The organism is Clostridium sp. chh4-2 (genome assembly GCF_002899675.1).
GTDB lineage: Bacteria > Bacillota > Clostridia > Lachnospirales > Lachnospiraceae > CHH4-2.
Genome location: NZ_PKUU01000003.1, coordinates 271535 through 286504 on the forward strand (window position 1 = coordinate 271535; position 14970 = coordinate 286504).

Consider the following 14970-nt stretch of genomic DNA (forward strand, 5'->3'; position numbering starts at 1 on the left):
AAAGCCGGAACGGGTGACTGTTCCGGCTTTCATCTTTTGTGCTGGTTATCTCTGAGTTAGAGAAAAATCTATTTTCTCTTTACAGGAATCCAAATCTCGCTCTTATAATCCTGGGAAGAGGTATCTCCCTCAGAATACCATTCAATATTTGCATCCATCGCGATCTCAAAATCCTGGTTATTCGGCAGCCATTCATGGAAGATCTTTGTGTTGACCGACTGCAAAGCTCCCGGCAGAGGCCCGGTGCAGCTGAATTTGACCCATTCCATATCGGGAAATGTGTAAAGAGTCAATCCTTCCGGAACTGTTCCCCCGCGGTAAGCTCCTGCGATCAGATAGCGGAAAACTCCGTCTTTGCTTGATGTATCATAGCAGATTCCGTATTCACCGATCCCATTGTCATGAATTGCCTGCTGGATTTCTCCTTCCGGCTTCTTCTGGTCCATCATCGGTTTCATATACTTTTTGCAGAATTCATCCCAGAATTCCGGGATATCCTTGTAGGATGTATCATATGAAATTTCTTTCTCAAATCCGATTATCTGAAATCCTTTTACGTTCTCTGTTACATAGTCCATGTCATGTCCTCCTTGAATTGATATTGTTATTTTCAGGGGCAGGAAGGGCTTAATCTTCTCCGTGTGGCTTTGGGTGCGCAGCGGGGAGATGCCGTGGAACCGGCTGTATGCTTTTGTGAAGCTTTCCGGTGTATCGTAGCCGTATTTGTATGCCAGATCGATGATCTTTTCATCTCCTGATGCAGCTTCTAAGGCCGCGAGATACAGCCTTCTGTTTCTGATATACTCTGCGATGGAGTAGCCGGTCATGATCTTGAACCCTTTTTGAAAATAGAAGGGCGATATGTGCACTTCATCCGCAATGTCATTGGAAGTGATGTCATCCAGAAGATGAGCTTCGATATACCTGATTGCTTTCTGTAAGTCGTGTGTCCAGTCCATATTTCCTTACCTCCTGATGCCAGTATAATAGTTAAAAGGAAAACAATCCTGTCATTTTATGCGTAAAACTGTCCGTTCTCTTTTGTTAAAATTTGAAAAAAGATTCCTTTTCCGTATGCTCTTTTACCAGATCGATAAAATATCTCATAGCTTCCGTTATATAGAAGTTCTTCCGGTAAATGACGCAGAGCGTAGCTTTTGAATTATCCCGTTTCAACCGGAAAAATGCGCCGTGATGGTGGGAAAATGCCACATAATCCTGTAAAAGCGCAAAGCCGAGGCCCGCCTGAACCAGATTGAATACGGCCGCTTCTTCCGTCAGAAGGATCGTATTTTTCGGCTGGAAATGATACGGGCTGTAGATGGATTCCTCCCAGCTGCGGTGGCGGTCCAGCGTAATGGTTTTAATAAATACCTCGTTCTGGAAATCATTCAGATCAACAGGAGGACGCAGCCGCCAGTCCGGCTCTTTTTCGGCCTCCCTGGCGACCGGATGGGTGGGCGGAGCCGCCAGCAGGCAGTAATAGTCAAACAGAGGAATATAAGTGAGGGACTGCCGCACGTCGCTGGGCACATCCGCTTTGTCCATAACAAAAGCCAGATCCAGGTTTCCGGCCGAAACCATGCTTTCAAACCCCTCGTGGGACCGGGTATTAATGGTCAGCTGGATGTTGGGATATTTTTTTTGAAAGTCAGGCAGGATGATGGGCAGGAACATGGGAGCCCGTCCGCTGGAGATTCCGATGGCGATCCGTCCGGTTTTAGATTCCCTGGCGTCATCCAATGCCCTTTGCAGGGAGTTTTCCAGAAATTTCTGCTTTTGAAAGGTCTCCAGAATGATCTCGCCCGTATAGGTAGGAACCAGCTTTCCCCCTTTGTATTCAAATATCTTGGTGTTATAGGTCTTTTCCAAGGATGTGATCAGCTGGCTTAAAGCCGGCTGGGATACGTAGAGCTCTTTTGCCGCATTGGTAATGGACTGTGTTTCCGCGATTTTCAGCAAATAATCCATTTTGCGTTCATTTAACATATAAGATCCCCCTTTTTTGGACAAATCCAGGCGTTTAAGTATTTCCATCATATCATAATAAAATAAGAAAATGCAACGGAGTTTACGCTGTACTGTTACGTTTTCCTGCATCTGCCTGATATCTCAGCAAAGATCAAACGTATTAGAAAATGATAAAGAAGTTATAAGAAAATGGTTATGCCCCTTAAAAAACACCGATAAATAAAGGATTTTCCCCGTCTATAAGAAAATGATTATAAATAATTAATGAGGTAACTATTGGTCAGCCGCGGACTATTTTACTATAATGAAAGCATAGAAACAAACATTCTATTATTTGTTTTTTCGGCCGGGAAAACAATCAATTACGACAAGGAGAAATGAGCATGACATTAGAACTATTTGGGGCGATTTTAGGTGTTGCGGTATTTATATTAATATTGATGTTCCGTCTGCCGAACTGGCTGACGTTTGTGGCGGTGGCGCCGATTGTAGTATTCACAGGAAGTATGACAACAAAAGAAGTTTACGCGGTATTTTCCAGTTCCGGCCTGCAGCTCATGTACATCATATGTATTTTCATGGGGCTGATGACCGCCACGGGCTTGGACAGCATCATAGGCAATACGGTGGTTACGGCAGCCAACAAGGTAACTCACGGCGACGACAGCAAAACGGAAATGATGGTTCTGATCGTGCTGTTCATATTCGGAAATATTTTTTCATTCTTTCTGGCAAACAACCATGTGGCGATGGCATTAGTTCCCGTTATTTACGGCATTGCCAAAAAGACAAAACTGAGCTATTCCAAAATGTGTCTGTTTGTAATCTTCTCAACCACCATCGGAGGCGCATGTACTCTGGTTGGAACCACTTCCAACGTATATGCAAACACAGCCCTTTTGGACAGCGGCCTTCAGGGGCTGGGCATGTTTGATTTCGCATGGGTCGGCGTTCCGGTTATGATATTGGGCGGCATTTATCTGATTCTCTGCAACAAGATGTGCCCGTCTTATGTGGAAGAAGTTCCGGGAAGCGCATCCGTTTTGATGGAAGCAAAAGATACGGCAACCCCTGAAATGAAGAGAAAGCAGATGTTTGTATGCGTTGGATTTGCCGCATTTTTAGTAGGCCTGGCTATGGACAGCATTGCGGACATTCCTGGATTCAGCCCTTATTTCTTCGGATATTTTATTATCACAGTATTATATTTCTTAAAAGTTGCAAAATCAAAACAGTTTTTTACCAGCATCAGTTCCCAGTTGGTTCTGTTCTGCGCAGGTATTAACCTGGCAATCGCAATTATCAAGGTGACGCCGTTAGGCGACGTATTCAGCGCATTTTTTATCAATGCCATTGGCGGAAGCACCAATCTCTATGTGATTACTGCGATTTTATGGGTGGGTACGGTTGTAATGACCCAGTTTATGAACAATATGGCATGCGCCGGCGTGCTGGCTCCGGTGGCAATCGGTTTGGCCGAACATCTGGGCGCAGATCCCAGGGCCATGGTTATGGCAATTGCGATGGCGGCAACCAGCTCTTATCTGACCCCTATGGCTTCAGGAACCAACCAGCTGATCATGCCGTTCACCAATTTGAAATTCCAGGATTTTGCCAAATACGGCTGGCCGCTGTTAATCATTAACTTCGTATGCTGTATGCTGATTCTGCCGATTGTTTTCCCGTTTTTCTAAAGAGCAGGAAAGGAACCGGGTAATTAAAAAATGCTGTAAAAGAGGAAAGGATTACATATGAGACTTAGAGAAATTTATATAAAATCGGCCGATCCGTTTGAGCGCGGCCGCCAGCACGGAGCCCAGGTAAAAGAGGAGATTCAGAGAGTCTGCCAGGGGTATCAGAAATCATTTGAAAAAAAAGGATATACGTGGGAGGAGACAAAGGATATGGCAATGGAATATGTGCCGTATCTGGAAAAAGAGATGCCGGAGCTGATGGAAGAGGCCAGAGGGATTGCAGCCGGAGCAGAGATTGATTTAGCAGTTGTAATGGTATTAAATACCCGGTATGAGCTCTTAAAATTCAAAAAAGGCGTGGACAATCACGAGCACAATGAATGCACCTGCTATGCGGTGCTGCCGGAAGCGACTAGAGATAAAGTGACCATCGCAGGCCAGAACTGGGACAATGCTCCATTTATGGGGGAAAATCTGTACGTTCTCCATATCGACGAGGAGAACGGAACGAAGATCGTGGGCCTCAGCGAGCCTGCCCAGCTGATCCGCAGCGGAATGAACAGCCATGGAATCTCGGTAAACTGCAGCACGCTTTTGTCCACAAAAGATGTGAGAGGAATTGCCGTTCCAACCAATTTTATACGACGCAGAGTGCTGCAGAGCCGGTCTTTTGAAGAAGCCCGGGGAGTGGTAGAAGCGCTGAAACCGTGTATTTCCATCAACTATGTGATCGGATCGGCTTCAGGAGAAGCGATTGTATATGAATCGACGCCGGTGGAGAATTTTACCGTTTATCCATGCAGAGGAATTGTGACACAGGCAAATGATATTCAGGCAGATCCCACCATCGACCGCTTTGTTCCGGCAGACCGGGACCACACCCATCATTTCAGGGGACAGCGCCTTAACTATCTGCTCCAGAAAAAGGCGGGGCGGATTACGGAAGAGGATCTTATGGAACATCTGAAGGATCATTACGGATATCCGGCCTCTGTGTGCAACCATGCGGGGGATCAAAATCTTCAGACCATCGCATCCATGCTGTACTGCCTGAATAAAGGATATGCCTGGATCGCATGGGGGAATCCGTGTGAAAATGAGTATGAGAAATATGAATTGTAAGAAAAAATGAGTATTGTTTAATGAGACAGAGTGCGCATATCAAGGGGCCGGGGGTGGAAAACGGCCCCTTGATTTATTATGGTTTTCAAGAATATAGAAAAAGTTTAATAGAAAAAACAGCGGATCAATTAATTGATGAAAATCTGGAAGCATTTCAGGAGCTGGCAAAATGATTAATTTAACGGTAGAAGAAATTCTTACTGATTTAATCCGGACAATCTCATATACAAGAGCGGATAAGGCCCTCCCTGCTCATCCACATCCGTTCTTTTATAAACTTCAAACCCCATGTGTTCATAAAATCCACGTGCCTGTGGATTCTGCTCATTCACGCATAATTCGTCCACGGAATAAGCTTCGATTCCGTGTTTCAGCAGCAGTTTCCCAATTCCCTTTCCCCGCTCTGCCGGAGAGATAAAAAGCATTTCCAGCCGATTTTGGTCTATCCCCATGAAGGCAACGGGAATCCCGTCAGGATTTACGGCGGCAATTAAGCGGGGAACTTCCCGTAAAGCCATGGGGACATAAGCTGCAATTCTATCGATCTCCTGTTTAGACAGGAAATTGTGGGTTGCTTTAACCGATTCTTTCCATATTTCAAACAAATCATTGATAGTTTTTTCTTCCCTGAGCGTTATTTCAGTCAATTTCATTTTATCTTCCTGCTTTCTTTTCTTAGTTTCCATTCCTAGGCATTCCCGGCGAACCTTCTGAAAAAAAGCATCAGCCTTTCCGGCTGATGCTATGTGAATATGATTATTTAAGTAAGTCATCCTTTTTACTGAGAATCGCCTCTACGGCTGCGCATGCAGGACAGTCACAGTATTTAGCGCCTGCGGCCTTGATCTCTTTTGCGTGAGCTGCAACATCTTTCGCTTTCTCTGCGCCAAAAACCTGAGCTCCGGCATCTGACTCCGCAAATCCGATTAAATTGTCAATCGGCATGATATCTGCTTCCAGCTCTTCAATGTATTTTCTTGTTTCTGCGGCTTCGTTCTCCGTGTTTACTGCTTCCAGCCAGGCCTGAGCCGCTGCCTTTGTCTCACTGCTGCATGTTGGAGCGTTCACCAGTTCGTGTGTTTTTTCAACAGCAAAATCCAATACATGTTTGTCCATAATCGACATACCTTCTTTCTTCCGGAATAATTATACTTTACCATAATTAGGAAGTCTTTGCAAATTTTATCTGCACAGAACCAGCTCGGCGAGAAATACCACTGCACAGGCTGCGATGGACACATAAAACAGGCTTTTTCCTCTCCAGGCCAGAATTACGGCCACAGCCAGTCCGGCCACAGCCGACCATATGCTTCCGGTGGCGCTTAAAATAGCAGGAAAGGTCATTACGGACAGCGTCACATAGGGGACGTAGAAGAGGAATGACCGTATGGTTACATTTTTAATCTGTTTTCGAATCAGGGTCAGAGGCAGAACACGGATCAGATAAGTGACTCCTGCCATAACCAGGATATAGAGATAGACGTTATTCTTCATCGGCGTGATTCTCCTTTAATGGAAATAAAATGGCTGCAATTCCGGCGATGACCACGGTTAGAATAATGATTTTCATACCGGAAGAGATGAAACTGAAAATGGGAATATTGGCAAACAGAAAGCTGGCCGCCATGGAAGCTGCCACCACACCTGCCAATATACGGCTCTTTTTTGCTGGGGGAATGACCACTGCTAAGAACATGCCGTACAAAGCCACGCTCAGCGCCCTGACGATCCGGGCCGGGAGAACGCCTCCCATGACCACGCCAAGGCAAGTGCCTAGCGCCCATCCCGGGGCGGCCATGCTGATAACGCCGTAAGTATAGAACGGATTCAGATTACCCGGCTGTCCGATGGAAACGCCGAAAATCTCGTCTGTCACCCCATAGCCGATCAAAAACCGGTGGATGAGGGGAAAGGACGGGTCCAGTTTCTGTGAAAGGGAGCAGGACATCAGCAGATACCGCAGATTGATGATCGCCTGCGATATAGCCATCTCTATGTAGGGAGACGCGGCGCCTATGATTCCCAGTGCGGCGAATTCTCCGGCGGAAGTGTTATTGGTTAAGCTCATCAAAGTTGCCTGAAATGCAGTCATACCTGAGTTTTTAGCCGCAATGCCCAGCGTAAATGCCACGGCTATATATCCCAATGCGATCGGTATGCCGTCCTTTAATCCGCGGCGGTAACAGGCGGAATTCGTTTGTACCATCAGTAAAAGCCCTCCTGAGTTATTATGCTTGTATTAGTTTACCATTCCAATTGACAGTAGTAAAACGAATATTTATAATTGAAATATTAGATTTTCTAATATAAAGAAAAGGGGGAACAGGATGACACGTTATGATGCATTTATTAAGGTAATTGAGACGGGAAGCTTTTCCAAAGCGGCGGAAGAACTGGGATATACCCAGTCGGCTGTCAGCCAGATGGTTCATTCCCTGGAGGAAGAATTGTGCACCACTTTGATCTCCCGTTCCAGAAAGGGGATATCCCTGACCCCGGACGGGGAAGAATTTCTTCCTTATATTAAAAGCGTATACCATTCCCACAGGGAGCTTTTGGAAAAACAGAAGGAACTTCAGGGGCTGCAAGGCGGCATTATCCGGATCGGCACATTTTCAAGCGTATCCTGCAACTGGCTTCCCGGTTTGATAAAGGAATTTAAAAAGAGCTATCCGGACATCTATTTTGACCTTCAGCAGGGGGAGTATACCAGCATTGCGGGATGGATTAAGGAGGGGAGCGTGGATTTCGGATTTGTCAATCCGGAAGCGGTTTCCGGCCTGACCACCATCGCGCTGGAAGACGATGAGATGCTGGCCGTTCTGCCGGTGGGGCATCCGCTGGCCGGCAAGGAGAGGGTATCCTTAAAAGAGATGGAAAACGAACCATATATCCTTTTGGATGAAGGGGAACTCAGCGAACCGCTGAACATTTTCCGCAATTACAACATCCATCCCAGAATCCAGTACCGGGTATTTGACGATTATGCCATAATGGCGATGATCGAAAAGGGGCTGGGCGTTGCGATTCTTCCAAAACTGGTGCTCAGCAGGTGCAGATACGACATTGTGCTGAAAGAGATCTCTCCGCCTATCGTGAGAACTCTGAGCCTGGCCTATAAAGATAAGAGGGTTCTGCCGGTGGCCAGCCGCTATTTTATCGACTTTATCCTGGAGAGTTTCCACAAAAAAGTATGATAATATTTCATACTGTTTTTCCTGTTCCAATGGAGGTAAACTAAAGACAGATAAGAAATGATTCAAACAGGAATCAAAAATTTGAGGAGGTTTATCTTATGGAGACAGGGATAAAGAAAAAGTCTTTTTGGGCACAGATACCTAACAGCGCCTGGATGCTTTTATCATTGGTATCGGCGTTTGTCCTTTGGATTGTCATCGCGTCAACAGAATCCGGCGGAGTTGTTTTTGCAGAGCCGTGGGAAGTTTTTTCAAAGTTGGTCGCTAAAGTTTCAGACGGAACGTTATGGCCTCATGTCTATATCAGTTTGTTCCGTGTTATTGCAGGTTTTTCACTGGGGTTTGTAATCTCAATACCGATTGCATTTCTGATGGGCTGGTATGCACCGTTCAGGAACCTGGTGGCACCATGGATTCAGTTTGTTCGTAATATTCCGCCGTTAGCTTACATACCGCTTGTAATCACCGGAGCAGGTGTTGGCGAAAAGGCAAAAGTAATCGTAATTTTCATCGCTTCCTTCCTCGTGTTGGTCGTTACCATCTATCAGGGCGTATGCAATGTAGATGTAACTCTGATTAAAGCGGCCAGAGTGTTAGGAGCTACTGACAGAGATATTTTCTTTAAGGTAGTAATTCCGGCTTCCACACCATTTATCCTGGTTGGCGCCAGACTGGGACTTTCCGCTTCCCTGACCACGTTGGTGGCCGCAGAGCTTACTGGCGCATCCAAAGGTCTTGGTATGATGATTCAGAAAGCCCAGGGATATTACGATATGGCGACTGTGCTTTTAGGAATTCTGATTATCGGTATTATCGGAATGCTGATGGAACAGCTTGTTAAATTCTTAGAGAGGAGGCTGACAGGATGGCAGGAAACAATGCAGTAAAGGTAAAGATCGACAAAGTCGAAAAGATATATAACGGCCGTAACGGCGACATGGTAGCTTTAAACGGCGTCAGCCTTGATATCATGGAAAATGAGTTCGTATGTGTGGTAGGACCTTCCGGCTGTGGAAAATCAACCCTGTTAAATATCATCGCAGGTTTGCTGGAACCGACTTCAGGCCATGTTTATGTAGAAGGAAAAGAAGTAAAAGGCCCGGGCCCGGAGCGCGGCGTCGTATTTCAGCAGTATGCGCTGTTCCCATGGCTGACCGTTCTTAAAAATGTACAGTTTGGTTTAAAGCTTCAGGGAATGGGAGAAGCGGAATCCAAAGAAACCGCTATGAAATATTTGAAAATGGTGGATCTGGATCAGTTTGCGGATTCTTACCCCAAAGAACTGTCAGGCGGTATGAAACAGCGTGTTGCAATCGCCAGAGCCTACGCAGTTAACCCTCAGGTTCTCTTAATGGATGAGCCGTTCGGAGCGCTGGATGCCCAGACCAGAACGCAGCTTCAGTCAGAGTTAATCAAAACCTGGCAGGAACAGAAAAAGACATGTTTCTTCATCACACACGATGTGGAAGAGGCGGTTATCCTGGCAACTAAGGTCATCATCATGAGCGCTAGACCAGGCCGTATTAAAAAGATTGTGGATATCGATCTCCCCTATCCGCGTACTCAGGAGATGAAGATGGAACTTCCGTTCCTGGATCTCAAGAGCTACATCTGGGGCGAAGTATACAAAGAGTATCTGGAAGTTCGTAAATAATAAATAATTTTTAATGCCGCCTAAAATCAAAATATAACAGCGGCAAGAAGGAGGAAATTATATGAAAAAAAGAATGAGCGTATTATTGGCATCAGCGATGGTGGCAACAATGCTGGCAGGCTGCAGCGGCAGTAAACCTGCTCCAACCACAGCGGCTCCAACAGAAGCTCCAACTACGGCAGCGGCAGCTGAAACAACCACAGCGGCAGAAGCGAAGACAGAAGCTGCTTCTACGGAAGCTGCATCCGAAGCAGAGACATTTGAGCCTGCAACACTCCGCGTGGCTTATATGCCGAATATGGGAAGCTGTTCTCTGGCAGTTACCGCACGCGAAAAAGGATATTTCGATGAGATGGGACTTACGGTAGAGATGGTTGAATTCCAGGGCGGCCCTGCTGAAATCGCAGCTATGGCTTCCGGTGACATCGATATCTCCCAGATCGGACATGGCGCTCATGCACTTTGTGCAGAGGGTGAAGCAGTAATTTTCCAGATTGACTGTACCAGCCTTGCAGATGCAGTAATCGGAAACAAGGATAAAGGAATCAATTCCGTAGCAGATTTAAAGGGTAAAAAAGTTGCAGCAACCAGCGGAACTTCCGCAGAGATCATCTTAAATCTGGCATTACAGAAAGAGGGCATAACAGCCGATGATCTTGAAATCGTAGAGATGGATGCCAATGGTATCGTATCCGCAATGGTAAGCGGCGCCGTAGACGCATGTGCAAGCTGGTCACCAGGAACAACCACAATCGCAGACGCTTTAGGCGACAAAGCGATCTGGCTGGCAACCAACCAGGATTTTGTTAACGAAGTTACGTTCCCATCCAGCTTTATCACAACTCAGAAATACGCAGACGCAAACCATGACCTGTTAGTTCGTTTTTCACGCGCATTACAGAAAGCATCTGATTACAGAGCAGCCAACATCGATGAAGTTGCTAAGTTCGTTGCAAAACAGTGTGAAGTTGACGAAGCTACCATGCTGGCATGTACCGGAGAAGGAAACTGGCTTACCAGCGATTTCGTAGGAAAAGGTCTGGCAGACGGAACCGTTAAGAAATACTATGAGAACCAGCAGCAGGTATTCATTGACGGCGGAAGACTGACTGAAAAAGTGGATGTAGATAAATACGTTTTATTCGATATTATGCAGGAAGCATATGACGCAAACAACAAATAAAATTAAATTCTGAATGTTAAAATCCCGGAAGGAAACAGCTCCTTTCGGGATTTTTTTGCTATACTCTTCATTCTGTTTTAAACGGAATCAATAGCTTTGAATTCACAATCCAGCAGAATCCTCTGAACAGGGCCAAGATCGCCCCGCAGACGGGACAACAGCCGTTCACAGGCCAGTTTGCCAAGTTCATGGGTGGGGCATAAAACTTTAGAGACCCATTTAAAATAATTCTGGTCATTACGGGCTTCGCAAAAGGTAATAACATCGAAATCAGGAGGTATGGCAAAGGAGCCGGTGTCGGTATCCTGAAATGTATCCAGCAGCATGTTAAAGTTAGAGAAAAAAAATGCCCGGCAGCCCTTGTCAGTCATCTGTTTGGTGACCTGCCTGATATTATGTTCAGCCCTTGTAGTAGGAAGATAATAAGCGGAATCAAAATTCATCTGATTGACTTTTAAGGCATGCTGAAAGGAGATTTTTTGTTCCTGGGCAGAGCTCAGATAGGAGGGGCCGGTAAAAATCCCGATCTTTTCATGTCCTCTCTCTTTAAAATACCTGACCGCGTCCTGCATGGTGCGGTAAGTTGTGAAACCAACGCTGTCCACCGGCGAATCCGGGTAAGAACAGTTGGCGATGACGCAGGGAAAGTTAAGGGGCAGTTCTTTTTGAATTTTATAGGAACTGTCGCACAGGCTGATCAGAATAATTCCATCCACAATACCGCTGCTCAGAGTATGAAGCGCATTCCGCTCGCTTTCCGGTTTAAATGACGTATTCAGAATCAGGAGCTGATATCCGTCTTCGGATAACCGGTTTTCGCAGGCGTCAATAATCTCGGAAGTGAATGCTCCAGCACAGCTGGGAGTGATCAGGCCGATCAGCCGGTTTTGACCGGATTTCAGCTTTTGGGCGGATACGTCGGGAGAGTAGTTGAGCTCATCGATGGCCTGTTCCACCTTTTTCCTCGTTTCCTCCTTTACATTGCGCGTACCATTTATAACATAAGAGACGGTGGCTATGGAAACACCGGCCCGCCTGGCAACATCCTTCATCTTGACTTTCATTCTGCATTCCTCCGGAAGTTAAAAATTAATAATTTTATTATATACGTTATTAAAGGAATGATCAATCAGCAAAAGTGATAAACGTTTATATTTATAACATTAAAAACAAATAAATAAATATACACAATAGATAAAAAATATAATTTTAAAATATTATAATTGACAAATATATCAATAAATTGTACATTATAATTATCTAAACGTTTAGAAAATAAAAAAGGGGGATTGAGAGATGTCATTTAATATTATTATCACACTTCTCATGTTTTTGCTAATTATCGTTTTACTGTTAAAAGGAGTCAGCAGTCCCGGCATTATCTTTACAGGAGTTCCGATTATTGCGGCTCTTCTGATGGGATTTTCGCCTAAAGAAATTAACGGATTCATCGGCAGCGGACTGCAGTCCATCTCGGGAACCATTTTTTTGATGGTGTTTGCAGTGATGTTTTTTGGAATGCTGCATGATGCGGGCGTGTTTAAAAGCCTGATCCGGTTTGTGACAAAATTCTTAAAAAATAGTGTGCCAAGTACGATTTTTACAGCTCAGATTATTTCTATGCTGACACAGCTGGATAGTTCGGGAGCTACCACGGCTCTTTGCACCATTCCCAGTATGCGCCCTATTTTTGAACGGCAGCATATTCGGGTGGAGGCTTTGCTGCTGGTAGAATCACTGGGTTCCGGCGTTTTGCTTTTGCTTCCCTATATGCCCGGCTTTGTAGAAGGCACAGCATATGTTAATTTAGATGTTTATGAAGCTTATAATTATATGAAACCAGTGTTGATTTTCGCGATCATCGCATTTTTACTCATGTGTATACCGATTTCTATTGTTGAAAAACGCCATGGAGCAGGTATGACAGAGGCAGAATTTCAGTCGATTAAGGCAGAGTTAAATAAGGAAGTTGAATTTCCTTTTGGTAAAAATATAGCTGTTTTCGACGGTATTTTTACATTGATTTTAATCGCCCTCATTTTAGCAGGAATTCTTCCTACAAATATGGCCTTTGGAATCGGCTTTGTTATTCTGCTGTTTGTGAATTATCCTAAGGCAAAAGATCAGGGGGAATACATAAAGAGGAATGCTCCTGTAGCATTTAATATGGCCTTTACCATGTTAGGGGTGGGAGTTTTGGTTGGAGTTAATTCCGCCACAGGCGCCATGAATGATCTGGCTAACCTGATCGTCAATAATCTTCCAAACGGATCGATTGGCTGGGTACTTCCGATTTACTGTATTTTTGCCCTTCCGTTCACCATGATATTTGGAAATGCACAAGGTTCTGTTATTGTTCCGGCCTTGGTGGCTGTATTAGCCAATACAGGTCTGTCAGCCGTACAGGTTATGCCGGTAACATGGGCAGCAGGCATGGTTGCGGCCAACCTGTCTCTGTTTAATGCAAGTCCATATCTGGCTTTGGGACTGGCCGGAGTTGAGATGAAAGACCATTTAAAATACTCCTTTTTCCCTGCGTGGGGATTTTCAATTTTAATTGTAATTTTTATGATGGTTTCGGGTATTTTGCCGCTATAGAATGAAACAAGAAAGAAGAATAATATGGATGAACAGAATAAAATTTTGAAAATATCATGCGGCGCAGGAACAATATTGGGAAAAAAACTCTGTTCCGGAGTGGCCTGCTTTAAAGGAATCCCATATGCCTGTCCCCCGGTTAATGATCTCCGCTGGAAGCCGCCGGTTCCGCTGCAGCACAAATTAAACGATTTTCCTGCTTACCAGTTCGGCGCAATTCCGTGCCAAACTGAAAATATGGTATACGATCCCATGAATTTTGAAACGTATGAGCTTTCGAAGAACATGTCGGAAGACTGCCTGACCTTAAACATATGGGAAATGGATAATGGGATTAAGAATAAACCGGTGCTGTTCTGGATTTATGGCGGGGCTTTTGTTCAAGGCTTTGGAAGCAGCCCGTTGTTCGATGGAGAGGATCTGGCTGCAAGCGAAGACATTATTTTAGTGACCATAAATCACAGGGAAGGACTTTTGGCGACCCTAAACTTATCCTCCTTGGATCCGTCCGGGGAATATCGCTGCAGCAATAATCTGTATTTACTGGATCAGATACAGGCTCTTAAATGGTGCTATGAGAATATCGAAGCTTTTGGTGGAGATAAAGATAATATTACCATTTACGGGCATTCTTCAGGATCGAATTCAGTGACCCACCTTTTGCTCTTTGAAGAAGCCAGAAAGTATTTTTCCAAAGCAATCTGCCAGAGCTCATTTTTTACAGGCTGCGGCCACACGCCGTTTGAGTGGAGCGGGATCATCGGGCGGAAAGTGATTGAGCTTTTGGGCGCAAAGAGTATGGATGAGATGAAGCGGATTCCGGTATCTGAAATTCTGAAAGCCCAGCAGAAGCTGTTTACCATACCGTTTGAGGGCTTTACCGGCAAGCTGTTCTCACCGGTAACCGATGGAATAACCATACCTATGAATCCGATGCAGGAAATTTTGAATGGGAAATTAGCGGATAAACCGGTGATGTTCGGTTACAGCGACGGAGAGTACGACCAGATGTTTATGAGAGAACCGGATGAAGAGGTGATGCTCCAAAACATTCTATCCAGGATTCCAAAAGAATTTTCCATAACGGATGAAATCATAAAAGGCTTTGTGAAAAATATGCCGGAACGGACCAAAAAACAGGCATATCTGGATCTTTACAATGAAATATTTATGCATTCGGCAATGCTTTTTATGGCCGATGCATTTGTAAAAGGCGGCGGGACCTGCTATATGTACTGCTTTAAATGGTGGGAGGACCAGTATAAAAGACGGGCCCCTCATGGAGCGCCAAACGCCTTTGTTTTCGGAAACAGCCTGATCCCTCCGAATGCGCCGCCCCAGCTAAAAAGGCAGATTCAGAGAACCTGGAAACAATTTATGGAGACTGGAAGTCCTCAGAATGATTTGATCTGTGAATGGAATCCATATACTAAAGAAGATCCCTGCTGCATGATGATTGACAGAGATTGGCATAGGGAAACGGACTGGAAGAAAGCAGATTTTGAGCTGGTTGCCCCATTTTTCCAGGAATATGAGGAATTAAATACATGA

At 45.0% G+C, this 14970-nt stretch carries 16 protein-coding genes; 9 read left to right on the forward strand and 7 right to left on the reverse strand.

Features of this window, described 5'->3' with window-relative positions; genetic code table 11:
* Window positions 1-68: 68 nt before the first annotated feature.
* The gene (locus C0033_RS04665; protein ID WP_103226704.1) at window positions 69-959 is read right to left on the reverse strand and encodes a GyrI-like domain-containing protein; all 891 of its coding nucleotides are present in this window, start codon (window positions 957-959) and stop codon (window positions 69-71) included.
* 85 nt (window positions 960-1044) lie between these two features.
* Window positions 1045-1989: a LysR family transcriptional regulator gene (locus tag C0033_RS04670; RefSeq protein ID WP_180994568.1), complete on the reverse strand. Its 945-nt coding sequence runs from the start codon at window positions 1987-1989 to the stop codon at window positions 1045-1047.
* 365 nt (window positions 1990-2354) lie between these two features.
* Here C0033_RS04670 and C0033_RS04675 point away from each other — a divergent pair, with 365 nt between their 5' ends.
* Genes C0033_RS04675 through C0033_RS26860 form a run of 3 tightly spaced genes read left to right on the forward strand, consistent with a single transcriptional unit; the run spans window position 2355 to window position 4960 of the window.
* Complete coding sequence (locus C0033_RS04675) at window positions 2355-3665, forward strand: SLC13 family permease (protein ID WP_180994569.1); 1311 nt, start codon at window positions 2355-2357, stop codon at window positions 3663-3665.
* Between the two features lie 57 nt (window positions 3666-3722).
* The gene (locus C0033_RS04680; RefSeq protein WP_103226707.1) at window positions 3723-4787 is read left to right on the forward strand and encodes a C45 family peptidase; all 1065 of its coding nucleotides are present in this window, start codon (window positions 3723-3725) and stop codon (window positions 4785-4787) included.
* A gap of 20 nt (window positions 4788-4807) precedes the next feature.
* A complete protein-coding gene (locus tag C0033_RS26860; RefSeq protein WP_180994570.1) occupies window positions 4808-4960 on the forward strand; it encodes a hypothetical protein in 153 nt (50 codons plus the stop codon).
* A gap of 24 nt (window positions 4961-4984) precedes the next feature.
* On the opposite strand, the gene C0033_RS04685 is transcribed toward C0033_RS26860, so the two are convergent.
* The 4 genes from C0033_RS04685 to C0033_RS04700 all read right to left on the reverse strand — a co-directional run bounded on the left by C0033_RS04685 (window position 4985) and on the right by C0033_RS04700 (window position 6993).
* A complete protein-coding gene (locus C0033_RS04685; protein ID WP_103226776.1) occupies window positions 4985-5440 on the reverse strand; it encodes a GNAT family N-acetyltransferase in 456 nt (151 codons plus the stop codon).
* 103 nt (window positions 5441-5543) lie between these two features.
* The gene (locus C0033_RS04690; RefSeq protein ID WP_103226777.1) at window positions 5544-5903 is read right to left on the reverse strand and encodes a molecular chaperone Hsp90; all 360 of its coding nucleotides are present in this window, start codon (window positions 5901-5903) and stop codon (window positions 5544-5546) included.
* Between the two features lie 66 nt (window positions 5904-5969).
* A complete protein-coding gene (locus C0033_RS04695) occupies window positions 5970-6281 on the reverse strand; it encodes an AzlD domain-containing protein (RefSeq protein WP_103226708.1) in 312 nt (103 codons plus the stop codon).
* Window positions 6271-6993 (reverse strand): AzlC family ABC transporter permease, encoded by a 723-nt coding sequence (locus C0033_RS04700; protein ID WP_103226709.1) that lies wholly within the window; start codon window positions 6991-6993, stop codon window positions 6271-6273. Before C0033_RS04700 ends, C0033_RS04695 begins: the two co-directional genes overlap by 11 nt.
* 121 nt (window positions 6994-7114) lie before the next feature.
* Between C0033_RS04700 and C0033_RS04705 the strand changes: the two genes are divergently transcribed.
* The 4 genes from C0033_RS04705 to C0033_RS04720 all read left to right on the forward strand — a co-directional run bounded on the left by C0033_RS04705 (window position 7115) and on the right by C0033_RS04720 (window position 10821).
* Window positions 7115-7984: a LysR family transcriptional regulator gene (locus tag C0033_RS04705; RefSeq protein ID WP_103226710.1), complete on the forward strand. Its 870-nt coding sequence runs from the start codon at window positions 7115-7117 to the stop codon at window positions 7982-7984.
* A gap of 98 nt (window positions 7985-8082) precedes the next feature.
* A complete protein-coding gene (locus C0033_RS04710) occupies window positions 8083-8871 on the forward strand; it encodes an ABC transporter permease (protein ID WP_103226711.1) in 789 nt (262 codons plus the stop codon).
* Entirely contained in the window at window positions 8850-9638 is a 789-nt protein-coding gene (locus tag C0033_RS04715; protein ID WP_103226712.1) for an ABC transporter ATP-binding protein, read from the forward strand. Before C0033_RS04710 ends, C0033_RS04715 begins: the two co-directional genes overlap by 22 nt.
* A 61-nt stretch (window positions 9639-9699) precedes the next feature.
* Complete coding sequence (locus tag C0033_RS04720) at window positions 9700-10821, forward strand: aliphatic sulfonate ABC transporter substrate-binding protein (protein ID WP_103226713.1); 1122 nt, start codon at window positions 9700-9702, stop codon at window positions 10819-10821.
* A 77-nt stretch (window positions 10822-10898) separates the two neighbouring features.
* Here C0033_RS04720 and C0033_RS04725 read toward each other — a convergent pair whose 3' ends face one another.
* Entirely contained in the window at window positions 10899-11885 is a 987-nt protein-coding gene (locus C0033_RS04725) for a LacI family DNA-binding transcriptional regulator (RefSeq protein WP_103226714.1), read from the reverse strand.
* Between the two features lie 232 nt (window positions 11886-12117).
* Between C0033_RS04725 and C0033_RS04730 the strand changes: the two genes are divergently transcribed.
* Entirely contained in the window at window positions 12118-13419 is a 1302-nt protein-coding gene (locus tag C0033_RS04730) for an SLC13 family permease (protein ID WP_103226715.1), read from the forward strand.
* Between the two features lie 24 nt (window positions 13420-13443).
* Window positions 13444-14970, forward strand: coding sequence for a carboxylesterase family protein (locus C0033_RS04735; RefSeq protein ID WP_103226716.1), 1527 nt, complete (start codon window positions 13444-13446; stop codon window positions 14968-14970).